The organism is Streptomyces ferrugineus (assembly GCF_015160855.1).
GTDB lineage: Bacteria > Actinomycetota > Actinomycetes > Streptomycetales > Streptomycetaceae > Streptomyces > Streptomyces ferrugineus.
In genome coordinates, this window is the sequence record NZ_CP063373.1 from 974,731 (window position 1) to 1,000,471 (window position 25,741).

Sequence of the window (25,741 nt, forward strand, 5' to 3'; positions counted from 1 at the left end):
TCCCCCGGACGCGCTGAGCGGCGGGACCGGTCCCGGCGGTGCGTCGCTAGGTTCCGCCTGGAGCACGCGCGAGCACGTGCGGGGGCTGGCGAGGAGGAGAGCCCGATGGCAGGCCTCAAGATGCGAACCGATCCGGAGATCCGGGCCAGACTCGGCGAGAGCGCCCTTTCCCACCTGCGCACCCAGCTACGGGCGGTCGACTGCCAGACCTGCGGCAGCCGGTTCCGGCGATGGCAGAAGCCCGCGCTCGCGGTCTACGCCGAGGGCGAGCGCGCCCAGGCGTCGCTGCATCACGCAGGTTGCCACCGGCCCGGCTGGCACGAGGGGCGTCTCGGCCCCGTACCCGAGGGCCGGCACCTCACATGGCGCGCGGGGACGTTCGTCATGCCGAGCGCCATGACGTTCGGCCTGTCCTCCGAGGACATCCCGTTCTTCCTGGTGAACCCGTCCTATGAGTCCGCTCTCCTCCAGGACTCCGACGGAGAGGGATGGCGCGTGTGGACGGTGGACCTCTTCCAGGAGCTGGGGCTCGACCGCGGCCTGGAGGCACTGAAGTCGGACGCCCCGACGCGGGCGCTGTCCGCCTCGATCGACGGGGAGTGGATCTCCATCACGGTCCGGGCCGGCAAGGTCCGGCATCACTGGCTGGACATCCCGCTGACCGCGGAGACGGCGGGACTCGTGCGTTCACGAGGCTCGATCGTGGTCGCGGTGACCACCCGCGTCGACGTCTATCAGCCGCTCTCGCACTTCCAGGTCGAGGCGTACATGGCGGCCGGCCTGATGGCGGTCGGGGTGGCCGCGCTCTCCTCTCCCAAGGACGCGGCCCGACGCCGACGGAAGCGTTGACGCGGTGACCTCTGAGGTCGACGTGGCCGGAGCTTCTGCTGAGCCCCGCCCTCATGGCGGCCGTCACCTGCTCTGAACCCACCAGATGATCAGGCCGACAAGGGCCGAACCGAGGGCCGCTCCGGCGCCGCGGACGGTCGCGAACAGCGCAGCGTGTGCGAGTCGGCGACCAGTTGGATTGTTCCGCTTCACAGCGACCTCCTCGCGAGCGTCGCGGCCTCAACGCCGCAGGTGCCTTCCATTGACGGTCAGTTCGGCACGGCAACGGCAGGGATCTCGGAGTACCTCGGAAAGACCGGTGGCCCGCCGTAGACTCGGCTCCCAGTCGGAATTCCGACTCGGAGCCAAACCACACGGGTCGGTGGAGGTTCGGGTGCCGGAAGGTGCTGCTCACGGGGGACCCCTGCCCCCGGTGTTCGTCGAGTTGTCAAAGCTGTGGGACGCGGCGCAGGCTCAGTTGGCCAAGCAGGGACGGCGATTGACTCTCGACCGGGTCAGCCGGGAATCGGGCGTACCGGTGGCGACGCTCAGCGACTGGCGCAGGGGCAACCACGTGCCACGCGAGGCGGAGCAACTGCTCAAAGTGGTCCGCTTGTTGAGTACCTGGGCGGAGCTGCGGCCGCCGGCCGAATCCGGTTGGCGACGGCTCATGGACGGCTCGGCCGCGCCGGCCGCCACGAAGTCCCCGCAGCCGCCGCCGTTCGGCGTCTCCATCGTCGCGCTGGGGGACCGCCTCACAGCGGCCTTCGCGGAGCCGCATGTCGAGGTGGACGCGCTGTGCCTCAACGGCCAGACACTCGCGGTGGCGATGGGGCATCCGCTCCGTGCCGTCCACTCCGGGAAGGCCAGGCCGGCGAAGATCAGCGTCCGTGTGCTCCTGCCCAGCAGGGATATCGATCTGGCCTTCCCCTGTGCCGTGGAATCGGAAGCGGAGGAGACCGACCACGTTCATCAGGCCTGGCTCCGACAGCGAAATGCCCACGCTCAGTCCATGACGAGCACACTGCGGTCACTTCAGGGAACTCACGGCATCGACGTTGAAGTGTCCTACCGAGCGCTGCCCTTCACCCCGATGGCAAGGCTCTACCTCATCAATGGCAAGGAGGCCCTGTTCTCGTACTACACGGTCACCCGGCGTGAGGTGCGGATCAGCGGGCAGGACATGGACGTCTACGATCCAGGAGCACTGGGTCTGGTCCAGCTCTTCGGTACGGAAGAGCGCGACGAGGACACGATGTTCGTCGAGCAGTCGAATCTCTGGTTCAACGCGATATGGGAGACGGTCTCCACCGAGATGACGTTCATGTAGAGCACCTGAACGCCACCGAACCACACAAGCCCCAACTCCGGTCAGATTGGTCGGTACCGGCGTGAACGGATCGGGCCCGGCCGCCGTATTCTTACCCGATCGAGGTGCGCATTCGGCCAGATTCCTCGGTCCGGGGGATGTGAGGCAACCATGGCGGCGGCGAGCAGCACGGTGCGCACAGGCACCGTACTTCCGGTGGACGCGGCGCGACGGGCGATGTGGGCATTCGTCATCGCCAATGTGGTGATCGTCGAGGCGCTGTTCCTCAGCGCCGGTTCGGGCAAGAACGAAGTGCTCACGGTCGCCAAGTTCTTCGGACTGCACGCGGCTCTGCTGATGCTGTTCCAACTGCTGCTGGTGGCCCGGCTGCCGTGGCTGGACCGCCGTATCGGCATGGACCGGCTCACGGTGTGGCACCGCTGGGTCGGCTTCACCCTGCTGTGGACCGTCCTCACCCACGCCACGCTGGTGGTGCTCGGCTACGCGACGCTCGACGACGCGTCCATGGGCAGGACGTTCGTCGCGCTGAGCGGGGTGCCGGCCTCCCTGCTGGGCATTCTCGCCGCGACCGTCATCGTCGTGATCGCCGCGATCTCCACCCGGCCCCTGCGGCGGCGTCTGCGGTACGAGGTCTGGCACGGTCTGCACCTGCTGCTCTACGTGGCCCTGGGCCTGTCGTTCGTCCACCAGCTGCAGGAGACCACGACGTTCACGTCCTCCGCGTTCGCCACGGCCTACTGGTGGATCCTGTGGCTGTTCGCCTTCGGCGCCCTGCTGACCGGACGCCTCGTCATGCCGCTGTGGCGCAACGCCTACCACCGGTTCCGCGTCTCGGCCGTGGTGCCGGAGTCGGCCAACGTGGTCTCCGTGTACGTCACCGGTCGGCACCTCGACAAACTCCCCGCCCGCGCGGGCCAGTTCTGCGTCTGGCGGTTCCCCGGGCACCACCACTGGTGGCTGGCCAACCCCTTCTCCCTGTCGGCGGCGCCGGGCGGACAGGGACTGCGCCTCACCGCCAAGGCCGTGGGCAGTGGCAGCGCGGGCCTGCGGAACGTCCCGGTCGGCAGCCGCGCCTTCGTCGAGGGGCCGTACGGCGCGTTCACCTCGCTGCACCGCACCCGGCCCGGCGCCCTCCTGATCGCCGGCGGGGTGGGGATCACGCCGGTGCGGGCCATGCTGGAGGAGCAGGCGACCGGCGACGTCGTGGTGCTGTACCGGGTGCGCAGCGAGGCCGACGCCGTGCTGCTGAACGAGGTGCGGGAGCTGGTCGCGCTCCGGGGCGGACGGCTGCACCTGCTCACGGGCAGGACCGGCGAGGGCGGCGTCCCGCCGTTCGACCCGAGCGGCCTGCACCGGCTGGTCCCCGACATCACCGAACGCGACGTGTACGTCTGCGGCCCGCCCGCGATGACCACGGCCGTGCTCTCCAGCCTGAGGGACCTGCGGGTCCCCGCACGGCAGGTGCACGCCGAGAGGTTCGGCCTGGCCTGACCCGGCCACCTGCCTCACTGCTCATCGGCCTGACCGGGTGCGGGACGCCGAGGGCCTTGAGCGATCTGGCGAGACGAGGAAGGTACTCGGGCGGATTCGACCGAGCCAGTCCTCGATGGAGCCCCACCGCCTCCTGCGCCGGGGTGAGGGCCTCCTCCAGCCTGCCCGTCAACCGCTCCACAGTGTTCCGCGTCGACGACGAACACGTTTGTCAGGGCTCGGTCACGGGGTGACTCCTGCCCGGGCGACCTGCGGCTCACGCCCGGGAGCGCTGTGGCCTGTGGAAACGTCGAGCGCAGAGGGTCCGCCCGGGTTCCGGGGGGAACGCCTCCCCGGCGAGGCGTCAACCGTTCGTGCGCCGTGCTGGAGGCGGTGCCTGGGCGGGGTCGGGCGGTTCGGTCTTCCACGAGGCCGAACCGCCCGTACCCTTCATGGTGTCTACGGCGTCACATAGCGGGCGCCAAACTCGGGAGGCAATACCTCGTGCTGATTGCTCAGCGTCCCTCGTTGACCGAAGAGGTCGTCGACGAGTTCCGGTCCCGGTTCGTGATCGAGCCGCTGGAGCCGGGCTTCGGCTACACCCTCGGCAATTCCCTTCGCCGGACCCTCCTGTCCTCGATCCCGGGTGCGGCGGTCACGTCCATCCGTATCGACGGCGTGCTGCACGAGTTCACCACCGTGCCGGGCGTCAAGGAGGACGTCACCGACCTGATCCTCAACATCAAGCAGCTGGTCGTCTCCTCGGAGCACGACGAGCCGGTCGTGATGTACCTGCGCAAGCAGGGTCCGGGTCTGGTCACCGCCGCCGACATCGCGCCGCCGGCCGGTGTCGAGGTGCACAATCCCGACCTGGTCCTGGCCACGCTCAACGGCAAGGGCAAGCTGGAGATGGAGCTGACGGTCGAGCGTGGCCGCGGTTATGTCTCGGCGGTGCAGAACAAGCAGGTGGGTCAGGAGATCGGCCGTATTCCGGTCGACTCGATCTACTCGCCGGTTCTGAAGGTCACGTACAAGGTCGAGGCCACGCGTGTCGAGCAGCGCACCGACTTCGACAAGCTGATCGTCGATGTCGAGACCAAGCAGGCGATGCGTCCGCGTGACGCCATGGCGTCGGCGGGCAAGACGCTGGTCGAGCTGTTCGGTCTGGCCCGTGAGCTGAACATCGACGCCGAGGGCATTGACATGGGCCCGTCCCCGACGGACGCCGCCCTTGCCGCGGACCTGGCGCTGCCGATCGAGGAGCTGGAACTCACGGTCCGCTCCTACAACTGCCTCAAGCGTGAGGGCGTCCACTCCGTGGGTGAACTGCTGGCGCGTTCCGAGGCCGATCTGCTGGACATCCGCAACTTCGGTGCGAAGTCCATCGACGAGGTCAAGGCGAAGCTGGCCGGCCTGGGCCTGGGCCTCAAGGACAGCCCGCCCGGATTCGATCCGACCGCCGCTGCCTTCGACGCGGACGACAGCGCGGACGCGGGTTTCGTGGAGACCGAGCGGTACTGAACGCCGCGCCGGATTGCGGGGAGCCGGGACGGCGGACCGGCTCCCCGAGGGCTCACCGGCGGAGATCCGCGTGGCGATCGACCTCGTGGGAGCCGACGGGTGGGCACGGTGGGCGCCGTCCCAGACGGCGCCGTGCCGCTGCTCTTTCCGAGGACTCCGGTCAGGCATCGATGTCCGCGCGCCGCCGCCGCGCCATGAGGATCGCCGACACGACCGACATCACCAGGAACAGCAGGGCGCCCGCGCCCGATATCACCGCCAGCGCAGCTGCCCCGCCGCCCCCGACATCCTCTTCACGGGCGACCACCTGTGGATCGTCCGCCTCGTATCGGATGGGCAGCCTGGCGCCGACAGGGCTCTTGCCGCCGCCGCTGCCCACCGGCAGATCCGCCACCACGGTCCGTCCATGGGCTACGAACTTGACCTGGCATCGCCCCGCCATACAGGCGCCGCCCTCGTGCAGGGTGGCATAAGCCCGCTCGCCGTCCTCGAGGGAGCGCAGGTGCTGGGCCGCCGGAAGCATCACCAGCGCCGACAGCGCGCCCAGCAGCAGCGCGAGGACCAGTGACATCAGGAGAGCCGGACGGGGCCCCAAGCCACCTGCTTTCGGTGTGCCGTCCAGGTGTCTTCACCTCCGTTCCAGTTCATGTCGAAGCGGTGCGCCACGCGTCACGCGTGGACCGTGCTCTGTATCCCGTGACGCTGAGCAGCGTAAAGAGTGAGCCGAGTCGGTATCACGTACTGAACCGGCACACCGGACACGGCCCGGCTGCCTGCTCTCGGCAACGAAGGCCGGTGGAACGGCGTTGAGACGAAGCAGCAGGCGACGCTGCCCAGGCCGAGCTGGCCAGGACAGCGGGCGTGGCCGCGGCCGGCCCCGCGATGCCGTCCGAGGACGGCACCCTGTCCACGGTGATCGTCTACCCGAAGACGTCGCCGCAGTCCGAGGGGACCGCCGATCTCGTGCATCACCTGCGCGCCGACGTGGCTCCGGACCTGGAGCGCGACACCGGCGCCGGGATCCTGGTCGGCGGTGCCACCGCCGCCTCCCAGGACTTCGCGGACACCGTCCACCGCCGCGCTCGGCGCCATGACCCTGGGGAGTGGGAGCGTACGAAGGATCACTCCCTCGCGGTACGGGAGGGACTGGCCGCCACCGGCAAGGTGATCACGGCGGCCGGGGCCATCATGCAACTGCTGGGCAAGCGGGCCTGGTGGCTGCCCGCCCCACTCGCCCGGCGACTGCCCAAGGTCTCCCTCGAACGCCCGGCAGGCCATCTGACTGGCTGAGAAATTCGAATTCGCGTCAGCCCTGGACATCCCATAGAGCCGCGGGCGACCCCTCCAGCCGGGGGGTGTCGTCATCCTCAGGTCGTAGAAGACTCGGCCATTACCCGCCAGTCGGCGGGTGCACATTTCCTTGAACTTGACACCCATCGCGGGCGTGCGTTTTTATGAGCATGTTGCCGGCGGCTGTTCGGCGGGGGAAAGCCGGGGGGCTCTTTTGTTTTCGTTAGTCACTTCTTAGTTCGTGCTCCGGGTGTCCCGTTGAGCTGAATTTCATGAGTTTCCGGATCCTGGTGAATCCTAGGAACGGAAAAGGGGTGCGTCACCTGTGGAAGAGGAACGCACCCCGGGCTGCCGTGCAGCCGAACCACTCGCAATCAAGCAGTTGATCAGGAGATTAACATGTCCGTTCTCGAAATCTCAAAGAAGCGCATCGCCGCTGCCGGTGCCGCCGTCGCCGGTGTGTCCGCCCCGCTCGTTCTCGCGGCGTCGACCACCCCGGACGTGCTGACGAGCTACTTCGGTCTCAGCGGCGTCACCGCGAACCGTGTTCTGAACGCCATCGAGGCGGGCACCGACGTCGCCGCTGCTCTCTCGGTCCTGGGCGGCGTCACCGCGGCCGGCGGTGTGGCCATGTGGATGCTGAAGAAGGCCATCGCCAAGGGTGGCCGCAAGGCCGTCGTCGCCTGACGCTCGTCCGTCGCCGCCGCCGGGGTGCCTCGCGCCCCGGCGGCGGGTCATTCGACCACAAGGGATTCACCGTGACGACCTTCTTCGGTTCCGTCCTGGCGCGCCAGCGGCCTGCCCTGATATCGGGACAGTTGGTCTGGCTCCTGTGTCTTGCCATCGGCGTATGGCTCTCCGGTGATATTCCGTCCGCCGTGCGTGCCGAGCCCAAGAGTCCGGGATCCGGTCTCTTCCTCGGGATTCTGGCGAACAATGCGGGAGTGGCGGCGCTCGCGTTCACCGGAATCGTTACGTTCGGATTGAGTGCCGTAGCTTTTTCGCTTATTTCCGGGCTCGGTGTCGGGATATTCATAGGGCACGCCTATTCGCTGGGTGCCGGGAAATTCTGGTCGGCTTTTCTGCCGCATGCGGTCATTGAGCTTCCCGCGCTGGGCGTGTCGGTGGCCGCCGGTCTGGTCACGGGGGTCGCCGCCGCGCGCAGGATGCTGGGCGGCCGCCGGACGGGCGACGACTCGATGAGCAGGCACCTCATCGACGCGGCGGTCCTCTTCGGGCTTTCTCTGGCCATGCTCGTCGTGGCCGCGGGGGTGGAGACATGGATAAGTTCTCGATGACCGGCACGCGGCGCCCGTTCCGGCTGGCCGCCGCCGGGGCGATGCTGCTGATGCCGCTCGCCAACCTGACCTTGCTGGGCCGCTACCGCGACGGTGTCCTGGAGCGCGTACCGGACGCGCCGCCCGGCGCGTTGAAGGCCGGAGTCGGCGCGGCCTGGCTGTTCGGTTCGGTGCTCAACGCGCTGGGCGTCCTGGTGCTGATCTTCCTCGCGGGGGTGGCCGGTGCGGTGGTCTGCCGGTGGGCGGGAGCCCCGGACGGCTTCGCGCGCCACCGCAGCGCGGTGGGGCTGGCGGTGGCCCTGTTCATGGTCGGAAAGGTGCTGGTACTCGCCGTGACCTCACTGCTGTTCGGTTCGCCCGCGAGTGACCGGATCGTCGACCAGGTGGGTGCCGCGAACCCCTCGCTGCTGCTGCTCGCCGTGGGCTGCGCCGTCGCCGTGCGGCGGGCGGCGGAGCTGTCGTGGCAACGCAGCGCGCTGTGCGCGCTGGCGCCCACGGCCGTGTGCGCCGCGTTCTGTCTCATCCCCGCGTGATGAGCGTGATGACGTGATGAGAGTGATGGGTGCGCAGGGCGGCTGAGTGCGCAAGGTGGCTGAGCGCGCAGGGCGGCTGAGCGCGCGGGACCGGCGCATGCGTAGGACAGATGATGCGCACGACCGATGAGTGCGTAGGACAGGGAGAAGAGTCATGACGAAGCCGGAGACCTCCGGCCGGACCCGTCGAGGGACCGCACTCGCCGGGCTGCTGACCGCGACCGCCGCGGCGGTCGCGGCGGTGCGGGCGGTCTGGTTCTGGGGCGAGAGCGATGCCACCCGCGAGGCCGTGGAACACTCCGCGCGCCTGGCGGACAGCGCCCGCGAGACGGTGCTGACACTGCAGTCCGTACTCAACTGGGGCTGGGCGGCTACGGCCGTACTGCTGGCGGTGCTCGCGACGCTGGTCTGGCTGGCGTCCGTCGGCCGGTGGCTGCTCTTCGGTCTCTCGGCGCTGTTCTGCCTCCCGCTGGGCATCGCCGGATGGCGCCTGCCCGCCGCCCCGGGACTCGATGTGCTCTCCCTCGTGTTCTGCGGGTGTGTGATCGCCGCGAGTGCGGTCGCGCTGCTCACGGCCCCCCGAGAAGGATGAGGCAGCGTCGGATGACCGCCGAGGCGACCGTCGCCGCCGCGTCGGCCCCCGCCACTCCCGAGCGCGTTTGGCGCAGCGCGGCCGCCCTCCTGGAGGGGGACCTGCGGCGACGGCGCAATCGGCTGCCCGGGTACCGGGGGCTGACCCCGGCTGTACGGGCGGTGCTCGCCGGGGCCGCCGCCGTCGGCGTGCTCACCGTGGGCGCGCTGCTCTGGGGCATCGGCGCCGTGTTCGGGCGGGTCTTCCCGGTCGGAATCAACGGCGCGGACGGCGCGGAGCCGGTCGCCGCCGCGTGCTGGCTGGGCGCGGTCGTGGTGTGCGTGGGACAGGTCGCCGCCGCCAGGCCCGTGCAGGCGCGGCTGTTGCTCGACCCGCCGGACCGCGGGGTGCTGCTGCCGTGGGGCGTACCGCCGAGCGCGGTCTTCGGTGCCCGGCTGATCGCGCCCGGCCTCGCCTCGGCCGCGGGCACGACGCTCGTGGTGGCCGTGTTCGCCACCCCCTGGCTCACGGCGACGGCCTCGGGGCGCGCGCTGCTGCCCGCGGTCCTGGTGACCGTGGCGGGCGCGGCGTGCGCCGGGGCGGCGGCCCATGTCTGCGCCATGGCCGTCCTGATGAACACCGCACGCGACAGGTCCACCGGCCGATGGATCCTGTACGCCGTCGTCCTCGGCCTCGCCGTGGGGTTCTTCCTCTCGCCGTTCGCCGGCCGGTTCGCGGGTGCCGCGAGCTATGAGTCCATAACCCTCTCGCTCCGCGAGAGCGTGGCCGGGATGCGTCCCGGGCTCTGGGACGAGCTGTTCGCGCCCGGACACCTGCCGCACGGGCTGCTGGTCTGGGCTCTGGTCACCGCCCTGCTCGCGCTCGCTGCCAGGCTGCTCCTGCGCTCCGCCGCCCACCGCTCCACGCTGGTGCCGACCGTGGCCACCCGGGGCGCGGAGCCGCGTCGGGTATCCAGCCGCCGTATCGGACTCGTCGTCAAGGACCTGCTGGCGCTGCGCCGGAAGCCCGCCGCCGTGACCGCCCCGTTCCACCGGTTGTGCGCGGCCGCCGTCGGGGTCGCGGCCCTGGGCGTGGGAGTACGGCTCCGCTTCGGCGACGACGTGCCCTGGGCGGTGCCCGTGCACACCTGGGGCCCCGCGCTCGCCCTCGCCCTCTTCCTGGCCGTGTCCACCGTGGTGGCCCAGGTCAGCGGAGTCGAGGCGGAGGGCCGCGGCCTGGAGGCGCTGCGCCAGGCACCGCTTCCCTTCGGTGCCGTCCTGGTCGCCAAGGTGTGGGCCTGCGTGTGCGCGGCCGCGCTCCCGGTCGTCCCCGCCTACCTCGGCGTGCTGCTCGCGGCCGGCGGCGCGGTCACGCCCGCCGCTGTCCTGGCCCTGCCGCTCGCCCTCGTCGGCGGCGGCGTCGCCATGGTCGTGACCGCCTTCGTCGTACCGGAGGCGGAGACGTTCTCCGAGGACCGCATCGTCCGCTCCGGCGCCGCGGAGACCGTGGAGGGCGTGCTGGCCGCCGCGCTCGTCGCACCGGGTTCCGCCGGACCGCTGCTGCGCCGACTGCTCGACGTGCCCGGCGGAGCCACGGCCCAGGCACTCGACGCGGGCTGCGCCCTGATCACCCTGTCCCTCTTCATGGCGGGCCTGCGCCTGCTGGCCCGCCGCGACATCCGATTCCGTAAGGCCATCCTGTGATCCACGTCGACTCCGCGACCGTGCGCTACGGCGACCGCGCGGCCCTCACGGACGCCAGCCTCTCCGTGGCGTCCGGTGAGTTCCTCTGCCTCGTAGGCCGCAACGGCTCGGGCAAGACCACCCTGCTGCGGCTGCTCGCGGGGCTGCTGGAGCCGACCGCCGGCACCGTGCGCATAGGCGGCCATCCCGCGGCCCACCGGCAGAGCCGGGCGGTGCGCGGATTCCTCCAGGCCGAACCGCCGCTGTACGAGTACCTGACGGTGGCCGAGCAACTGACCCTGGTCGCCAAGCTGTACGGGCGTGCGCCCGCGCAGGTCCTCGACCGGCTGGCCGGCACCGCGCTGGCCGACCGCCGCCACGCCCTCGTACGCGAACTCTCCCTCGGCATGCGCAAACAGCTCGGGCTGATCGCCGCGACCGTCCACGATCCGGCCCTGATCCTGCTCGACGAGCCCACCAACGCCCTGGATGCCACCGCGGTCGCGGCGCTGCGCGAGGCGGTCGAACGCTGGCACCGCGAGGGCAGGCTGATCGTGCTCTGCACCCATGACCTGGCCTGGGCCGACGGGCTCGCCGACCGGCTCGTCGTCCTGTCCGCGGGACGCGTGCTGCACGATGTCGCGCTGGACGGCGAGACCGCGACCGCCGCGCTGCGGCGCCTGGACCCGAGCGGCGCGCTGACCGCCCGCGGCGAAGGGCCCACCGGCCTGCCCACCGAAGAGTCCGTCGAAGGACCCACCGGCCTGCCCACCGAAGACAAGACCGCGGAGGCGGGCACGCCATGACCGCCATCGACATCCACGGGCTGCGCAGGACGTACGGGACACACACCGCCCTGCGGGGAATCGACCTGACCGTCCCGGCCGGGTCGCTCACCGCTCTCGTCGGCCCCAACGGCTCCGGCAAGACCACCACCATGCGGCTGCTGCTCGGCCTGGACCGCCCCGACGCCGGATCGGGCACCGTCCTCGGCGAGCCGCTCGAACGGCCCGCGCGCTACCTTCCGCGCGTCGGCGCGCTCATAGAGCAGCCCGCTCTCTACCGGCGCCTGACCGGCCGCGCCAATCTGCGGGTGCTCGCCGAACTCGGCGCCACGGACCGCCGCCGCGTCGACGAGGTGCTGGAGCTCACCGGCATGAGCCCGTACGCCGACCGTCCGGTGGCCGGCTACTCGCTGGGCATGCGGCAGCGGATCGGTGTCGCGGGGGCGCTGCTCACCGAGCCGCGCCTGCTGATCCTCGACGAGCCCACCAACGGTCTGGATCCCGTCGGCACCGCCCAGTTGCGTACCCTGCTCACCACCCTGGCCGCCGACGGCGTCACCGTTCTGATCTCCAGCCACCAGCTCAACGAGCTGGACACCCTGTGCGACCACTTCGTCTTCCTCGACCGGGGCAGGGTCCTGTTCGCGGGCGACCGCGCCGGGCTGACCGCGGCGCAGGGCCCGCTGATCGAGGCCGTACCGGAGCGTTCCGGGGATCTGCCCGCCCTGCTGCGCGCCGTCGAGGCGACCGGCCGCACCGCGCACGAGGCGGACGGGCTGCTGCTGACCGCCGCCCCCGCCGACTGGGCGCCGGCCCTGAACCGGATCGCGGCGGAGCACGGCATCACCCTGGCCCATCTCGCCGTACGCCGCCCTTCCCTGGAAGAGGCCTTCTTCACGCTCGCCGAACGCCACAACCCCCGTACAGCGAAGGCGGCCTGACCATGACGAGCACCATGACGACCATGTCGAGGGCTGTCCCGAGGACCATGCCGACCTCCGTGCTGAACGAGATACGCTCCGCCGCCCGCAGCGAGCGGGTGAAACTCGTGCGGCCGCGCCTGGTCCTGCCCGTGCTGCTGGGCACCGCCCTTCTCGCGGCCCTCACCGCCGCCGCCTTCACCCTCCTCTCCGACGGCCCCGCCACCGGCCCGCTGCGTCCCATGGGCATCGCATCGCCGGTCATCGGCCTGGTCGTGATGTGCGTGGCGGCGAACTCGTTCTGCGACGAATACCGCGAGGGCACCTGGGGCGCTCTCCTCGTACGCCATCCCCGCAGATCCACCCTCCTGGTGGGCAAGCTGGGCAGCCTGCTCGCCCTCGCCGCCGCCGCGGCTCTCGCCGCATGCCTGGCCTGCGCGGTCACGGCATGGGCGGTGACGGCGGCACTCGGGAAGGACACCGCCTCCTGGAGTACGGCGGCGACCGCGTCCACGGGCGTCCGGGTCGTCGCCGGATTCCTCGCGTACGCCGTGCTGGGCGCCGCGGCCGGACTGCTCCTGCGCTCCACGGCCGCGGCGCTGGGCTCCCTCCTCGGCTGGATCCTGATCGGGGAGTCGGCCCTGGGCGCGGTCGCGGCGGCCCGCGGTCTGAACGCCTCCGCGTGGCTTCCCGGCTCGGCCATCACCCGTATCACCGCCTCCGCCGCATGGCAGTTGCCCGCGCTGACCGCCACCGCCTGGTGCGCGGTTCTCTTCGCCGCCGCGATCTGGCGTTTTTGCAGGTCTCCCCGCCTGGGCTAGTGTCTGCGTCCGATAACGGGACACGACCGAGGTCAGGGGGGCCGGTGCCGCGCGTGATGGTCGTCGACGACGAGCAGGTGCTGCGGGAGGGACTGCGGCGGATCCTTCAGTCCTTCGACGACATCGACGTACCCGTGGTCTGCACGGGCGCCGAAGCCCTCGAACAGGCCAGGCTCCACGGCCCGGACGTCGTCCTCCTCGACCTCAGGATGCCGGACCGCGACGGCCTGACGGTGCTCGCGGATCTGCGGTCCCTGCCCAGCCCGCCGGCCGTCGCCATGCTCACCAACTTCGACGCCGAGGAGTCCCTGTCCGCGGCACTGCGCGGCGGCGCCGCCGGATTCCTGCTCAAGGACACCGCCCCCGAGCAGCTGGTCCACGCGGTACGGGCGCTGGCGGACGGCGGCAGCGTCATCGCACCGCGGCTGACCCGCACGGTCGTCGACGGTTTCGTACGGGCCCAGCCGGAGCACCGGCCCCCGCTCGCCGAAGGGGCTGCGCGGGCCCTGACGGAGCGGGAGCGCGGCGTACTGGCGCTGCTCGCCGACGGCATGTCGAACGCCGAGATCGCCCGGCACCTCTCCATCAGCCCGGCCACGGCCAAAGAGCATGTGAGCGCCATCCTGGCGAAGCTGGGCGTGGCCAACCGGGTCCAGGCGGCCGTCGCCGCGTACCGGGCCGGGCTGCACGACGCCGCATGAGCCGTTCGGACCTTGGATCGGCCGTGAGGTCCCTGCTCACTCCACGGCGGCTGATCGTCGTGGCCACGGCGGCCGAGCTCCTCGTCTTCCTCTCCTTCGAGCGCGAGACGCTGCTGGTCAGTTCGGCGGCGGTGCTCGGCCTGCTGCTGCGGTGCCGCTTCCCGGTCCTCGGGCTGCTGCTGACGCTGCCCTCCATCGCCATCGGCCAGGTCTGGCTGGCGCCCATGCTGGCCATGTTCGACGTGGCGGTCACCGCTTCGCGCAGGCGGGTGGTGACAGCCTGCGGGACGGGGCTGTTCCTCGCCGCCGGCTGTCCCTGGCCACTGGACTCGGTCACCGAACTGACCTGGCAGGAACATCTGTTGACGGTGGAGTCGTCGCTGATGCTGTCCATCGGGCCGATCGCGCTCGGCCTGCTGGCCAGGACCCGCGCCGAGCTGAAGGAGCGGCTGAGCGAACTGATGCGCAGCCAGGCGCTGGGGCGCCGTCTGGAGGCGGAGCGGGCCGTGGTGCGGGAGCGTTCCCGGCTGGCCCGCGACATGCACGACACGGTGTCCCACCATGTCGGCATCATCGCGGTACAGGCGGGCGCGCTGTCGGCGACGACCACCGACGAGGGCGTACGTGAGGACGCCGAGGTCATCAGACGGCACAGTGTGAGCGCGCTGGAGGAACTCCGCAACGTGGTCGGGGTGTTGCGCGGTTCCGACGCGGCGGCGGCTTCGGCGGCGGGCCGTACCCAGTTGGCCGATCTGGCGTTCCTGTCCCGGGAGAGCCGGCTCGACGTCACGCTGGACCTGGACCCCGCCCTGGCGGCGGGGTCCGGCGGACAGTGGGCGCCGGAGGCGGAGAGCACGGCCTTCCGCACCGTTCAGGAGGCGCTGAGCAACGTGCGCAAGCACGCGCCGGGTGCGCCCGCGGCCGTATCCGTCCATATGTCGGACGACCGCAGGGCACTCGTCGTGGAGGTGCGCAACGGATCCGCTGCCGAACCGTACGAGGGCCCGGACCTGCCCGTCGGCGGTCACGGCCTGACCGGCCTGCGGGAGCGGGCCGCCCTGATCGGCGGGACGCTGGAGGCACGCCCCCTGGAGGACGGCGGCTTCCTGGTACGAGCGGTCCTGCCGGCCGGGGTCGAGTAGCGGGAAGGGTGTCATCAAGTCGGGGAGCGGGGTGCGATGACCGCGGTGCGGGCGTTGGCCTGGCAGTTCCTGGCCAGTTCCGGGTTGCCGATCTCGGGGTTGCTGAGCCCTTCACCTGCCGGCCGGTCGCCCTGAACGCGTGCGCCGCTCGCTCGCTCGCTCGGCGAAGGCCTCCAGGCCCATGGCCAGGTGATGCGCACCCAGGTGATGCGCACCCAGGTGATGCGCACCCAGGTGATGCGCACCCAGGTGATGCGCACCCTGGCGCGGCTGCTCGACTCCGGCGAGGCCCCGGCAAACTGCGGGGCTCTGGGCAAGCGGGATCAGAACGGAGCGACCCGCGCCCGCTCGCTGGCACGATGGTCCCGTGGCCGACCTGAAGCGCATCCAAGCAGAGACCGTGGCGTACTTCCGGGCACTCGACGAGAACGCCACCCTGCGGCACCACTTCCGCGGCACTGACGAGGAGGGCGGCTCGTGGTACTTCGAGGCCGTACCCGACCGCGGCGAGTTGGTCGCCGTCAAGCAAGCCGAGCTGACTTCGGCCGGCCGACTCCACCGGTACAGCTGGGAGCGCCTGGAGGACGAGCACGGATTCCTGACAGACCAGGCGATCGACCCTGAAGAGGACCTGCTGGAGACCATCCCGGCTGAAGAGTTCCAGCGGGTGTGGACTCGGTGAGCGGGCTGGACAACCACTTCAGGAGTGAGGTGGGGCGAGGCAGTCACTGACCTGGGTGAACCTGACTGAGCTGACCTGCGCATCGCGATGATCCGCGCAGTCACTCCGGTTTGGCCGTGATCACCGCTGTCTCTCCCGGCGCCGCGACGCTTGCCGTGCCGTCGGCCGTGACGAAGGGCTCCTGACCGGGCTGCCGTGCGCCGACGCATGCGAGGGTGAGCGTGGCGGTCACGGCCAGGACGACAACGGCGGCTCCCGAGAGCAGGAAGGCCTTCTCGACTCCGGCGAGGGTGATGGCGGTCGAGGCCACGAAGGGGGAGATCGCCAGGGCTCCTGCCACCCCGGCCTCCCACAGGCCGAGCGCCTTCGCCAGATGATGGCTCGGCATCCGCTGCTGCACCAGTGCGATCAAGGGAATGTCCGTGAGGGCCGAGGCCAGCCCCGTGGCGGTCAGGAGAACGGCCGCCACGGCATGGGAGGTGACCGTTCCCAGTGGAGCCCGGAAGATCCCGAGCAGGGCCCACGCCAGCACCGCGGCCAGTGCGAGTCTGCGGATGCGCAGGCCGGCCAGGAGCAGCGCGCCCACCACTTCGGCGACCCCGGCGACGCCGAGCAGCAGGCCGTACTGGCCGCCCTGTCCCACGACCGTGACCAGCCCGACGGTCAGGAAACCACTGGTCAGGGCGAGGGCGAGCACGAAGGTCACGATGACGACGAGTACCTCGGGAGCGGCCCGCACTGCCCTCAGTCCGGCGCCGAGATCGGACCACAGCCCGGTCTGCCCGCTGGTCGCGGCGGGGCGGGTCACGCGGATGGCTGCCACGGCGACCGCCGAGCCCAGGAAGGTCAGCCCGTTCACCACCAGCACCGACTGCAGCGAGCCGAAGGCCAGCAGCGGCGCCAGCATGAGCGGGCCGACGAAGAAGGCGGCCCGGAAGGCGACTTGCAGGAGCCCGTTGGCCTGCTGGAGGCGGTCGCCCGGCACGATCTGCGGAACGATGGCGTTGCGGGCCGGGGCGAACGGGGCGCCGATCAGCGCCAGCAACGCCGTGGTCGCCACGAGCAGGGGCAGGTTCAGCAGGTTGAGGGAGAGCAGGACCGAAGCCACGGCCACCACGGCGACCCGGGCCAGGTCGGTGGCGATCATCAGCTTCCGACGGTCGCGGCGGTCGGCGTACGAGGCGACGACGAAGGTGGCCACGAACGCGGGCGCGAACGCGGAGACGCTGACCACGGCGACGGCCGTGGGGTCCTTCGTCAGTGACCAGGCCAGCCAGGCGGTCGCGGCGGTGTACAGGCCGTCGCCGAAGCGTGAGATGCCCTGGCCGGCGAAGAGAAGCAGGAAGTTGCGGTCCCTCAGCAGTGACATGCGGCCACTGTCGGGTCCTGTCGGGGGTCTGATCCACTTATTAGGCAGATGGCTAATCAGTCGGGCCCGGTCAGCTCGCCGTCGCCGTGCAGGAAACTTTCCAGGCTGGGGGTCAGGCCCGCCACCTGTCCGGACGCAAGCCGGTACAGGACGTAATAGCCCTCGCGGCGGCGCTCCAGCAGGCCCGCGTCCGCCAGCACCCGCAGGTGCTTGGACAGGGCGGCCTCGCTGACGCCGACGAGCGGGGCCAACTCCTGTGTGCTGCGCGGGCGTTCGGCGAGCAGTCGCAGGGCGCGCAGCCGGGTGTCGTCGGCGAGCGCGCGGAGTGTGCCGACGAGCCTGGTCGGCGGAATCCGCGGGCGGGCTTCCCGGACGATCGAGGAGACGGGGAAGACGAGCCCGAGGGGCCACGGACCGTCGCAGTTGACGCGTACGTGCGGCCACACGTAGGCGCTGGGGGCGAGGACGAGTGTGTCGTCCGGGCCGATGGCGACCTCGTGGTCGTGCGGCCGCTCCAGCCAGAAGCGTTCGGCCTGCGGATCGCTGCGCACCTCCGGCCATAGGCCGCGGAGCATCCCGTACAGGCCGCGCTGCTCGATCTGGTGCCCGGCCTCGCTGACGCCGGCGGCGAGTTCGGGTTCGAGCCGTGCCCATTCCTCCTCGAACGCCTCCCGCCAGTAGCGCTCCAGCATGCTCAGGAACCGTTCGAGCAACGCGCGGGGATCGTCGAGGAGCATCGCGGCCATCGCTTCGTCGCTTTCCCGTGCGACTCGCTCCCGCAACAGGCCGCGTACCTCCGGTTCGTCCAGCACGCGCGGATCCCTGCCCTCGCCGCCGCCCGGCCAGGGCGTGAGCAGGGGGACGGCGAACTCCAGGCGGACCAGCTTCGGATCCGCCCCGCGCAAGCCGGCCAGTTCGTCGTCGAAGTCCGTCAGTCCACCGGTCGGCCGCGGAAAGAGGAACTCGGGGAAGTACGAGCGCACCGCGTAGGAGAACGCCTCGATCTCCCGCTTCAGCGCCGGGGACAGCTTGCGCATCGCACGCACCCAGCCGTGCTGGACGGGGTGGTGCTTGGGCTCCACCAGCACATGGAGACTCAGTACGGCTTCCATCGTCGGCGAGTAGGCGAACCCCACCCGCTCCGCACCGCCGGCCGGGACCCGGAACACGATCGTCATGACCCGTCATCCTTGCCCCATGGCGTCCGCGACGGGAGCCGCGCCGCGCCGCGTTCTCGGCCTTCGGCCTGCACCGGTGTCGTGAGCGTGTGCAGGACGGCGTCGGCCATGGCGTGTTCGCGCGCTCGTCGGGGTGGACGGCGGCCGCGTCGCTGTCGCAGATGAGGGGGCCGATCCAGCGGGTGCCGGTACGTCATGTCGCCGGGCGCGATGGGCAGTTCGCGGCCGCACTCGTCGACGTCGGAGGGCAGGATCGCGGGGTGGCCGACGACGTGGACCGCTGCCTCGGGGGCGTGTCGTTCTGCGACTCGGCCGGACTGAACGTGCCGCACCGTCGTCGAGGCCCGTCGCACCGTCCGCCACGCGTTGTGCTGGCGCTTCCCTGGCGGAGACCGAAAGCGATCTGCAACACCCTTCTGTAACCGTTCCGGTTCGCCGCGTTGACACCCCGCACACCCACCCTTAGTGTCACGCCAGCATTCCGAACATGTGACGACATTTCGAACGCTGAAAGGCGAGTGTCCTGTGCATCCCGGAAGCAGCACGCACGTGGCCGGAACGCCGCGGCGGGCCGCAGCAGAGCCCTGATCGGCGATCTGCGGGACACCGAGGCGCCTGAGCGCCGTCTCGAGCAACGTGCCGGCCGACCTGACCTCAACCACTGAGCGAAGTCCGCCGGTTGCTCACTCGCCTTGAAACCTGTGCACAAGACGCCCGACGATCTCGGCGGCCACGTGCGGACCTCTGAAGTCCCTGGACACCGCCCGGGAGCGGGTACGGCGCGTCCGACTTGCCTTCGACCTGCCTTCGACCTGCCGGCCGACTGCCCGGCTCGCTCCACCGCTTCGCCATCCACACCTGATACGCCGTCATCTCGCTCAACGGCGAGAAGAACAAGGACCAATCGCTATGTTCAACCGAAGAGCCACCCTCGCCGCCCTCGCCGGAGCCGCCTCCCTCGCCCTCACCCTGTCCGCATGCGGCCAGAACAGCGAGGGCAGCTCCGAGAGCAGCTCCGAGGGCGGTACCGTCGGCATTGCCATGCCGACCCAGACATCCGAGCGCTGGCTCACCGACGGCAAGAGCCTCGTTGAGAACCTGAAGGTCAAGGGGTACGAGACCAAGCTGGTCTACGGCGGCGACGACCCGAAAGCCCAGGTCTCACAGATCGCGGACCTGATCAAGCAGGGCGTCGACGCGCTGATCATCGCGGCCATCGACGCCAAGTCGCTGAACGGCGTGCTTCAACAGGCCGCCGATGCGGACATTCCGGTGATCTCCTACGACCGGCTCATCCTCGGTACCAAGAACGTCGACTACTACGTCTCCTTCGACAACGAGATGGTCGGCCGGTTCCAGGCCGGCCACATCGTCAAGAAGCTCGGCCTGGAGGACGGCAAGGGCCCGTTCAACATCGAGCTGTTCGCCGGCTCCCCCGACGACAACAACACCAGATACTTCTTCGAAGGTTCGATGGCGCTCCTGCAGCCGTTCCTGGACAGCAAGCAGTTGGTCGTCCCCTCCGGCAAGACCGCGCTCAACCAGATCACCACGCCGCGCTGGGACGGGCTCACCGCGCAAAAGCGCATGAGCGGCATCCTCACCGAGTGGTACGGCAGCAAGAAGGTCGACGCGGTCCTGTCGCCGTACGACGGCATCTCCAGGGGCGTCCTGTCCGCGCTGAAATCGGATGGCTACGGCTCCGACAGCAAGCCCCTCCCGGTCATCACGGGCCAGGACGCCGAACTGGCCTCGGTGAAGTCAATCATCGCGGGTCAGCAGTCGCAGACCGTCTACAAGGATGTCCGCCGGCTCGCCGACGCCGCCGCAGAGATGGCCGACGACATCCTCAACGACAGGACGCCGTGGGTGGACAACACAGGGGACTACAACAACGGCGCCAAGGACGTGCCTGCCGTCCTGCTGCAGCCAACGAGTGTCGACAAGACCAACTACGACGTTCTGGTTGTGGACGACTACTTCACCGCCGACGAGCTCAAGTGACGTCTACCTGCGCGTCGTCCAGGACATGCGGCGAGAAGCCATGACCACATGGATCGCCTGCCCAGGACATCCCTGACAGTCAGTGACCACCAGCGTTGATGTCAGAAGTGAGTGCCTACGTCGTCCAGCTCACGGCGCGCCCGTCGTCACCCAGACCGGCGGCACGGACGGCCTGAAGGCCACACACCCTGCACGTCTGGCTCCTCGGCGACGGCTCCCGCCCCGAGCATGATGGTGTCCTGCAACGACCTCCGGCCGAGAGGTCCACCGTCTGCCCGGAGAACGGGAACGGTCCCGGAGGACGGCGGTTCGCCGCCCTCCGGGGCTGCCGTCTTCGCTCACGACCAGCCAGGCCGGCATCCGTGTCGGATGATGCTGATCTGCTAGCCCTCCCTGGGGTAGAAACCCCAGGTCAGAGCCACCCACGACATCCACATCCAGGAAGCGACGTTGCGCTACAGGCCTGTGCGACGCAACCAGGATGCGGGGATCACCGCCGCGATGAGTGCCGCTGTCGCCGCACCCGCGCACGCCGCGACAAGGACTGTCCAGTCGAGATCTTGGTGGGCGACGAGTCTGGCGATCGTGCCCGCGACTGCCCCGAAGGCGGCGCCATCGGTGATGACCCTTTTCCGAATCGAGGGCTTGTTCCGCAATTCGCCAGAAGGTTCCCCCGGTTCATGCCGTCGAGTCGATACCAGGGCGAGGAGCGCACCCGCCACAGGAAAAGTGATCACCAAGGTCCTGAGCGCCGTCGGAGGAGGAGAGCTCACGGAGAGCAAGATCACGACGGAGACACCGAGGCTGGCAACGCAAGACGCCAGGACCTTCCCCGAACTAGCCCTCGCCGGTGGCCTTATTCGATTGCCCTGAGATGCTCTTACCATCCATCGCAGAGCCAGGAGGAACGTGGCGATACCCGCTGCCAGCCCGGTTCCGACGAAAAAGCTGTGCTGATGGCTGACGCCAGTCAGATCGGAGAGCAGGACGGCAAAGGCACCGATACAGCCGACCCCCATCGCCAGAACGCTGATCTTCAACAGGATTCTCTGACGTGGCATGTGACAATCCTCGCGATGGGGCTGGTGGACCTCTGTGCTTCAGGACATCAGGATGCCGCCTGCGTACGCAGGCACTCCGAAGAGCACTGCTCCTCCGAAGCATGCCTGACCGATCTCCAGTGGCGACCCGCCGGCATCCCAGGCGGAATAGGCACCCCCTGCACATCCGCCCACAGCTGCTCCAACGGTGGCGGCGACCAGCGCCGACCCGCCTGAGACGAAAATCGCAGTACCGACAGCAAAGGCGGCAGCGGAGCCCACCGCCATGGATCCGAAGATTCCCCCCAGGTCGATGAGGCCAGATGGGTCGATTCGGTTGGCCGGATCACCGGAGGCGTACAGGTACGGATTCGTGGACAGGCCGGAGGGGTCGGGCTGGGTGAACCTGCCGATCTGAGGGTCGTAGTAGCGGGCGTTGAAGTGGTACAGGCCGGTGGGGTCCTGGTATCCGCCGGTGAACCGGTGGGGCTGGGGGACCTGTTCGGTGGCGTCGGTGATGCCGTTGGGGCTGTAGTAGTACCAGTTGACCTTTTCACCCTGGGAGTTCGCCACGGCCTCGACCGTGCCGAGGGCGTCGGTGAGGTAGTAGTGCGTCTCGTCCTTGGTGCGGAAGGAGTGGAGGTTTCCGGACGGCTCGCGGGTAAAGTTCATGTCCACTCCGGCCTTGGTCTGGGCGGAGAGGCCGACCGGGCCGTGGTGGTAGGTGGTGTCGCCAAACGGTGAGGACGGCGACGGCGAGTGTGACGACGGCGAGTAACGAAAGACGTGGTGTGGCCTTCATGAAGAGCAGTCCTCCGGCCTGGGGGGATTGGGGGGCAGCGCCTGGGACTGGGCCGGCCGCTGCGCTGTTCCGGATGGGGAGGGGCAGGGGGAGAGGACCGCCACGGGGGACGGCACGTTCATCGGCGCAGTCGGTGTGCGACCGTTGCTCCGCAGCCGCCCCCCTCTCCGAACCGGCCTATCTCACCGTGATGTTGGAGCTCCCGCTGCTCTGGTATCCCTCGGTGGCGAGGATCATGTAGTACTTGAAGCTCCCCAGGGGCATTCCCGCGCGGGCCCAGGCGTCGAAGTGGTTGCCGGTGGTGATGGTGCCACCGGTTCGCTTCGCCTGCCGGACGCTCCAATACTGGTTGAACGTGCGGGTGCCTTCGACGGACGGGGCGTTGTAGCGAGTGGTCTGGTAGATGTCGTACGTGCCGCCGTCGCTGGTGACAGTGCCCTTGTACGCCCCGGTGGGCCGGTAGGTGCCCCAGTTGTCGACGATGTAGTACTCGATGAGCGGGTTCGACGTCCACCCGTAGAGCGTCAGGTAGCCGTTGCCGGACGGGTTGAAGCTGCCTGAGTAGGTCACGGTCCGGCGCGAGCCGTTGCTCCAGCCCTTGCCGGCGACGAAGTTCCCGGTGTTTCTCCACGAGGTGCTGTAGTTGCCACCGGAGTTCAGGGTCATGGAGACCGTGCCCTGGCTGTCCGTCCAGAACGAGTAGTAGTACCCGTTGTTGGTTCCGGTCTGGTTCGTGCTGATGACCGTGGCTGCCTCGGCGGTGCCGGGCAGGGCCAACGTGGCCCCGGTAGCCAGCAGCAGGGTGCAGACGCTGCGGCGCGTCGGGTTTGCGGGTCCGTCGTTCATGAGCGCGCTTCCTCCTCGTCCTCGTGAGGCCGACGGGGCCGGGCAACTGGTGTCGGCGGGTGTTCGTGCCAGCCCGCGTCGACAGCGGTTGAGCTCTGCCAACAGCGAGCAGTTTTGGTATGGCCCTGCCAACTGTCAATAGTTTCGGCACTTACCCCGAAACATTCGTTAGGCTCAATTGTGCCTTCGGGGGCATTTCTCCTCGTCATGGCCGCGCTCATGGAGTGAAGCGACACTGATCGTCTAGGGTGAGATCAAATTCCCTTGGTTCAGATCCTCGAATGTTTCGAATGCCTTCCGAATGTGCGCGAGGGGCGCGTGGCCAGGGGCGGCGCGCCCGGTACCACGCAAACGACCCCGGACGAGGAGTCCGAGGCCGAGCGGAGCGCCTCGATGGGGGGGATCCCAGGTCGGCGGCGCAATGCATGGCGCCCCCGGCAGGATTCGAACCTGAGACACCCGCTTTAGGAGTGTTCTCTGATCAAGGTCGTGACCTGGGAAACTCCGCCATGAACGCGTTTGACCTGGAGAAACATGTCTCGGTGGTTCGTGCAGGTTCCCAGGGTTTCCCGGCCTCATATGTGCTGAATCCGTTCCGGGCCGGCTGCAGGGGGCGACCTCGTGCCGCAGGTCGCGGGCGCGCGCGGCGTGGCCAGGGGGAGGCACAAGACGCGGAGGAGTACGCGCCCGTGTGGTGGATCAACACCCCGTTCACGGGCCCCAGTTGCCGTGCTGGTCGCGGTTGTGGGTGCGCCAGGATCCGTGTTCGACAACGCCAAGTCGTGCGTTCTTGAGAACGGACAGGAACTTGTCCGCGGACAGAGGGGTGGCCACCTTCGCTTCACCTTCACCCGGTGCGTCAGGGGCGGTCGGCCGTGCCCGGGGGCGCCGGACCGGTCCCTCGAGGACGAAGGGCACTTCACTGCCGGCGGAGGGCCGTCCTGACAGCGGCCGGAGTCTAACGTCTCTATGCGGCTTACCCACCTCGTCGGATCTGCTGCCAGGAGGGCCAAAAACAGGAGATGGCAGGACGAAGGGCCACAAGGCCGAGTACGTTCGACTCGGCCCGCTGGCTGCCGGACGGCATCGGGGTTGCGCCGGCCGTCTCTCGCTCTCGCGACAGGAGTCGTTGCCCCATGACCTACCGGTTCAACCCGCCGCCCACCTGGCCCGCCCCGCCGGAGGGGTGGAGCCCGCCACCGGGCTGGGAACCGGATCCCGCATGGCCCACACCCCCAGGCTGGCAGATCTGGATCCCGGAAGGGGCCGCGCCGCAGCCGAGCGCACCCGTTCCTCAGCAGTCCCCCTACGGCCCCCAGGCGACGGCCCCGGCCACAGGTGGGGGTCTGTTCGGCCGGCGCCGTAAGCAAGCGGAGTCCGAGGCGGCGCGTCTGGCGGGCGAGCTGGCGCTGATGGAAACACAGGTACGCGGACTGCAGGAAGACAACCGTCAGCTGACGGAGCAATTGAGTCGTCTCATCGGAGCCGACAGCGCTCAGATAGCCGCCGAGCAGCAGCGACTGCTCCGCGCGCACGAGGAGAAGCTCCAAGAGATCGGACGGATCGACGCTCTCCTCGACGAGAAGATAGAGCACGCCGCCGAGAGCGCCGCGCAGTCCCTGGTCGACGTGCGCCGCCAAGCCGACGACATGGCTCGCCAGACGGCGGAGGCCGAACAGCGCCTCACGGCCGCGCGCCGGGATCTGGTGCTCACCGATGAGACGCGGATGCTGCAAGAGGCCGGCATTTACGAGTACCGCCATCCGCTCGCCGACGCGCTCGCCTACAAGGACCGGCTCGACAGTCTCAAGGCCCGCTACAAGCAGTTGGCGAGGGACGACCGGGCAGTGCTCGGGAACCAGTACTGGATGGTGGACGGCTCAGCTGCCAAGGGCCGCAAGATGGTCCGTGACTTCTCCAAGTTGATGCTGCGCGCGTACAACGCCGAGGCGGACAACGCAGTGCGCGGCATGAAGCCGCACCGGCTCGACTCGCTGATCTACCGGCTCGGCAAGACGCGGGAGTCGATCGCCCGGCTCGGCGCCACCATGCAGATCCGCATCGGCGATGACTACCACCAGCTGCGGGTGCAGGAGTTGGAGCTGACGGCCGACTACCTGGTGAGGAAGGAGACCGAGCGGGAGGAGCAGCGAGAGCTACGAGCCCAGCAGCGCGAGGAGGAGCGCCTGCAGCGCGAGATCGAACGCGAGCGTCAGCGGCTGGAGAAGGAACGCAGTCACTACGAGAGCGCCCTGCGCCGCCTGCGCTCCGGCACCGGCGATGCGGCCGCCATCGCGGAACTCGAAGGAAAACTCGCCGAGTTGGGCGCCGAGCTGGAGGCGGTCGAGGCCCGCGAGGCCAACATCCGGGCCGGATACGTCTACGTCATCTCCAACGTCGGAGCGTTCGGCGAACGCATGGTCAAGATCGGTATGACCCGGCGTCTCGATCCCATGGACCGTGTCATCGAACTCGGGGACGCGTCCGTCCCCTTCCGCTTCGACGTACACGCCCTGATCTTCAGTGAGGATGCCGTCGGCCTGGAACGCCGCCTGCACCAGGAGTTCGAGTCCCGCCGCGTCAACCGGGTCAACCTACGCCGGGAGTTCTTCTACGTCACACCGGCAGACGTACGCGCCGCCCTGCAGCGGCTCGCCGGACAGCACCTCCTGGAGTTCCAGGACACGCCCGAGGCTCCTGAATGGAGGGCCAGCCAGACCGCTGCCGGGCGGTGACGGGCTCGACTCAGTCAACCTCGTCGGCTGCGTCCAGACGGCAGGCGGCGCCATCCAGACTGATCCAGGTGACCTTGGAGGTACTTCCCGCCGCGAGGTGAGCGGTCACTTCTCCGGTTGGGGTGATCGCGAGCCGCACGGACACCTACACCTCGCTGATGCCCCAGTTCGAACAGGAGGCCGCCGACGCCCC

27 protein-coding genes are annotated in these 25,741 nt (G+C 69.5%); 19 read left to right on the top strand and 8 right to left on the bottom strand.

Annotated features, from left to right (window positions below; all coding sequences use genetic code 11):
- The first annotated feature begins 105 nt into the window (after nucleotides 1-105).
- The 4 genes from IM697_RS04685 (at nucleotide 106) to IM697_RS04700 (ending at nucleotide 5,149) form a co-directional block, all read left to right on the top strand.
- A complete protein-coding gene (locus IM697_RS04685; protein ID WP_194045014.1) occupies nucleotides 106-849 on the top strand; it encodes a hypothetical protein in 744 nt (247 codons plus the stop codon).
- Nucleotides 850-1,261: 412 nt separating this feature from the next.
- Nucleotides 1,262-2,158, top strand: a complete 897-nt coding sequence (locus tag IM697_RS04690) for a GntR family transcriptional regulator (RefSeq protein ID WP_194045015.1) — start codon at nucleotides 1,262-1,264, stop codon at nucleotides 2,156-2,158.
- A gap of 150 nt (nucleotides 2,159-2,308) precedes the next feature.
- Complete coding sequence (locus IM697_RS04695) at nucleotides 2,309-3,649, top strand: ferredoxin reductase family protein (protein WP_194045016.1); 1,341 nt, start codon at nucleotides 2,309-2,311, stop codon at nucleotides 3,647-3,649.
- Between the two features lie 483 nt (nucleotides 3,650-4,132).
- Nucleotides 4,133-5,149, top strand: a complete 1,017-nt coding sequence (locus IM697_RS04700; RefSeq protein ID WP_194045017.1) for a DNA-directed RNA polymerase subunit alpha — start codon at nucleotides 4,133-4,135, stop codon at nucleotides 5,147-5,149.
- Nucleotides 5,150-5,309: 160 nt separating this feature from the next.
- Here the strand turns inward: IM697_RS04700 and IM697_RS04705 are convergent, their stop codons facing one another.
- On the bottom strand, nucleotides 5,310-5,720 hold the full coding sequence (locus IM697_RS04705) for a hypothetical protein (RefSeq protein ID WP_194045018.1): 411 nt from the start codon (nucleotides 5,718-5,720) through the stop codon (nucleotides 5,310-5,312).
- Between the two features lie 290 nt (nucleotides 5,721-6,010).
- On the opposite strand from IM697_RS04705, the gene IM697_RS04710 reads away from it, so the two are divergent.
- The 11 genes from IM697_RS04710 (at nucleotide 6,011) to IM697_RS04760 (ending at nucleotide 14,892) form a co-directional block, all read left to right on the top strand.
- The gene (locus IM697_RS04710; RefSeq protein ID WP_407699606.1) at nucleotides 6,011-6,439 is read left to right on the top strand and encodes a hypothetical protein; all 429 of its coding nucleotides are present in this window, start codon (nucleotides 6,011-6,013) and stop codon (nucleotides 6,437-6,439) included.
- Nucleotides 6,440-6,838: 399 nt separating this feature from the next.
- A complete protein-coding gene (locus tag IM697_RS04715; protein ID WP_194045020.1) occupies nucleotides 6,839-7,126 on the top strand; it encodes an uberolysin/carnocyclin family circular bacteriocin in 288 nt (95 codons plus the stop codon).
- A 71-nt stretch (nucleotides 7,127-7,197) separates the two neighbouring features.
- On the top strand, nucleotides 7,198-7,737 hold the full coding sequence (locus IM697_RS04720) for a stage II sporulation protein M (protein WP_194045022.1): 540 nt from the start codon (nucleotides 7,198-7,200) through the stop codon (nucleotides 7,735-7,737).
- Complete coding sequence (locus IM697_RS04725; protein WP_194045024.1) at nucleotides 7,719-8,270, top strand: hypothetical protein; 552 nt, start codon at nucleotides 7,719-7,721, stop codon at nucleotides 8,268-8,270. Before IM697_RS04720 ends, IM697_RS04725 begins: the two co-directional genes overlap by 19 nt.
- Before the next feature lie 154 nt (nucleotides 8,271-8,424).
- Complete coding sequence (locus IM697_RS04730) at nucleotides 8,425-8,862, top strand: hypothetical protein (protein WP_194045026.1); 438 nt, start codon at nucleotides 8,425-8,427, stop codon at nucleotides 8,860-8,862.
- A gap of 11 nt (nucleotides 8,863-8,873) precedes the next feature.
- Nucleotides 8,874-10,544, top strand: coding sequence for a hypothetical protein (locus IM697_RS04735; RefSeq protein ID WP_194045034.1), 1,671 nt, complete (start codon nucleotides 8,874-8,876; stop codon nucleotides 10,542-10,544).
- On the top strand, nucleotides 10,541-11,329 hold the full coding sequence (locus IM697_RS04740; protein WP_194045036.1) for an ABC transporter ATP-binding protein: 789 nt from the start codon (nucleotides 10,541-10,543) through the stop codon (nucleotides 11,327-11,329). Before IM697_RS04735 ends, IM697_RS04740 begins: the two co-directional genes overlap by 4 nt.
- Nucleotides 11,326-12,249, top strand: a complete 924-nt coding sequence (locus IM697_RS04745) for an ABC transporter ATP-binding protein (protein ID WP_194045038.1) — start codon at nucleotides 11,326-11,328, stop codon at nucleotides 12,247-12,249. The genes IM697_RS04740 and IM697_RS04745 overlap by 4 nt, the downstream gene beginning before the upstream one ends.
- A 23-nt stretch (nucleotides 12,250-12,272) precedes the next feature.
- Nucleotides 12,273-13,049 carry an ABC transporter permease gene (locus tag IM697_RS04750; RefSeq protein WP_194045040.1) on the top strand — a complete coding sequence of 259 codons (777 nt, stop codon included), beginning with the start codon at nucleotides 12,273-12,275 and terminating at the stop codon, nucleotides 13,047-13,049.
- 44 nt (nucleotides 13,050-13,093) lie between these two features.
- Nucleotides 13,094-13,750, top strand: a complete 657-nt coding sequence (locus IM697_RS04755; protein WP_228044502.1) for a response regulator — start codon at nucleotides 13,094-13,096, stop codon at nucleotides 13,748-13,750.
- A 23-nt stretch (nucleotides 13,751-13,773) separates the two neighbouring features.
- On the top strand, nucleotides 13,774-14,892 hold the full coding sequence (locus tag IM697_RS04760; RefSeq protein WP_194045042.1) for a sensor histidine kinase: 1,119 nt from the start codon (nucleotides 13,774-13,776) through the stop codon (nucleotides 14,890-14,892).
- Nucleotides 14,893-14,906: 14 nt separating this feature from the next.
- Here the strand turns inward: IM697_RS04760 and IM697_RS04765 are convergent, their stop codons facing one another.
- Entirely contained in the window at nucleotides 14,907-15,152 is a 246-nt protein-coding gene (locus IM697_RS04765) for a hypothetical protein (protein ID WP_194045043.1), read from the bottom strand.
- Nucleotides 15,153-15,259: 107 nt separating this feature from the next.
- Here IM697_RS04765 and IM697_RS04770 point away from each other — a divergent pair, with 107 nt between their 5' ends.
- The gene (locus IM697_RS04770) at nucleotides 15,260-15,574 is read left to right on the top strand and encodes a hypothetical protein (RefSeq protein WP_194045044.1); all 315 of its coding nucleotides are present in this window, start codon (nucleotides 15,260-15,262) and stop codon (nucleotides 15,572-15,574) included.
- 100 nt (nucleotides 15,575-15,674) lie between these two features.
- Here the strand turns inward: IM697_RS04770 and IM697_RS04775 are convergent, their stop codons facing one another.
- On the bottom strand, nucleotides 15,675-16,943 hold the full coding sequence (locus tag IM697_RS04775; RefSeq protein WP_194045045.1) for an MFS transporter: 1,269 nt from the start codon (nucleotides 16,941-16,943) through the stop codon (nucleotides 15,675-15,677).
- A 56-nt stretch (nucleotides 16,944-16,999) separates the two neighbouring features.
- On the bottom strand, nucleotides 17,000-18,121 hold the full coding sequence (locus IM697_RS04780; protein ID WP_194045046.1) for an ArsR/SmtB family transcription factor: 1,122 nt from the start codon (nucleotides 18,119-18,121) through the stop codon (nucleotides 17,000-17,002).
- Nucleotides 18,122-18,210: 89 nt separating this feature from the next.
- Between IM697_RS04780 and IM697_RS04785 the strand changes: the two genes are divergently transcribed.
- Nucleotides 18,211-18,543, top strand: a complete 333-nt coding sequence (locus IM697_RS04785) for a hypothetical protein (protein ID WP_194045047.1) — start codon at nucleotides 18,211-18,213, stop codon at nucleotides 18,541-18,543.
- Between the two features lie 487 nt (nucleotides 18,544-19,030).
- Nucleotides 19,031-20,125: a multiple monosaccharide ABC transporter substrate-binding protein gene (gene chvE, locus IM697_RS04790; protein WP_194045048.1), complete on the top strand. Its 1,095-nt coding sequence runs from the start codon at nucleotides 19,031-19,033 to the stop codon at nucleotides 20,123-20,125.
- Between the two features lie 1,100 nt (nucleotides 20,126-21,225).
- On the opposite strand, the gene IM697_RS04795 is transcribed toward chvE, so the two are convergent.
- The 3 genes from IM697_RS04795 to IM697_RS45380 form a co-directional block, all read right to left on the bottom strand.
- Nucleotides 21,226-21,837, bottom strand: a complete 612-nt coding sequence (locus IM697_RS04795) for an RHS repeat-associated core domain-containing protein (RefSeq protein WP_194045050.1) — start codon at nucleotides 21,835-21,837, stop codon at nucleotides 21,226-21,228.
- 307 nt (nucleotides 21,838-22,144) lie between these two features.
- Nucleotides 22,145-22,813 (bottom strand): glycoside hydrolase family 11 protein, encoded by a 669-nt coding sequence (locus IM697_RS04800; RefSeq protein WP_194045052.1) that lies wholly within the window; start codon nucleotides 22,811-22,813, stop codon nucleotides 22,145-22,147.
- A gap of 711 nt (nucleotides 22,814-23,524) precedes the next feature.
- Entirely contained in the window at nucleotides 23,525-23,647 is a 123-nt protein-coding gene (locus IM697_RS45380; RefSeq protein ID WP_265582701.1) for a hypothetical protein, read from the bottom strand.
- Nucleotides 23,648-23,949: 302 nt separating this feature from the next.
- Between IM697_RS45380 and IM697_RS04805 the strand changes: the two genes are divergently transcribed.
- Nucleotides 23,950-25,548, top strand: coding sequence for an SNIPE associated domain-containing protein (locus tag IM697_RS04805; RefSeq protein WP_228044503.1), 1,599 nt, complete (start codon nucleotides 23,950-23,952; stop codon nucleotides 25,546-25,548).
- Between the two features lie 10 nt (nucleotides 25,549-25,558).
- On the opposite strand, the gene IM697_RS45385 is transcribed toward IM697_RS04805, so the two are convergent.
- Nucleotides 25,559-25,687: a hypothetical protein gene (locus tag IM697_RS45385; protein WP_265582702.1), complete on the bottom strand. Its 129-nt coding sequence runs from the start codon at nucleotides 25,685-25,687 to the stop codon at nucleotides 25,559-25,561.
- Between the last annotated feature and the right edge of the window lie 54 nt (nucleotides 25,688-25,741).

Coding starts and splice junctions, on each gene's coding strand:
- IM697_RS04695 (WP_194045016.1), top strand. CDS start 2,309: ATGGCGGCGGCGAGCAGCACGGTGCGCACAGGCACCGTACTTCCGGTG.
- IM697_RS04795 (WP_194045050.1), bottom strand. CDS start 21,837: ATGAACTTTACCCGCGAGCCGTCCGGAAACCTCCACTCCTTCCGCACC.
- IM697_RS04750 (WP_194045040.1), top strand. CDS start 12,273: ATGTCGAGGGCTGTCCCGAGGACCATGCCGACCTCCGTGCTGAACGAG.
- IM697_RS04725 (WP_194045024.1), top strand. CDS start 7,719: ATGGATAAGTTCTCGATGACCGGCACGCGGCGCCCGTTCCGGCTGGCC.
- IM697_RS04805 (WP_228044503.1), top strand. CDS start 23,950: ATGACCTACCGGTTCAACCCGCCGCCCACCTGGCCCGCCCCGCCGGAG.
- IM697_RS04775 (WP_194045045.1), bottom strand. CDS start 16,943: ATGTCACTGCTGAGGGACCGCAACTTCCTGCTTCTCTTCGCCGGCCAG.
- IM697_RS04800 (WP_194045052.1), bottom strand. CDS start 22,813: ATGAACGACGGACCCGCAAACCCGACGCGCCGCAGCGTCTGCACCCTG.
- IM697_RS04685 (WP_194045014.1), top strand. CDS start 106: ATGGCAGGCCTCAAGATGCGAACCGATCCGGAGATCCGGGCCAGACTC.
- IM697_RS04780 (WP_194045046.1), bottom strand. CDS start 18,121: ATGACGATCGTGTTCCGGGTCCCGGCCGGCGGTGCGGAGCGGGTGGGG.
- IM697_RS04735 (WP_194045034.1), top strand. CDS start 8,874: ATGACCGCCGAGGCGACCGTCGCCGCCGCGTCGGCCCCCGCCACTCCC.
- chvE (WP_194045048.1), top strand. CDS start 19,031: ATGTTCAACCGAAGAGCCACCCTCGCCGCCCTCGCCGGAGCCGCCTCC.
- IM697_RS04745 (WP_194045038.1), top strand. CDS start 11,326: ATGACCGCCATCGACATCCACGGGCTGCGCAGGACGTACGGGACACAC.
- IM697_RS04730 (WP_194045026.1), top strand. CDS start 8,425: ATGACGAAGCCGGAGACCTCCGGCCGGACCCGTCGAGGGACCGCACTC.
- IM697_RS04705 (WP_194045018.1), bottom strand. CDS start 5,720: ATGTCACTGGTCCTCGCGCTGCTGCTGGGCGCGCTGTCGGCGCTGGTG.
- IM697_RS04715 (WP_194045020.1), top strand. CDS start 6,839: ATGTCCGTTCTCGAAATCTCAAAGAAGCGCATCGCCGCTGCCGGTGCC.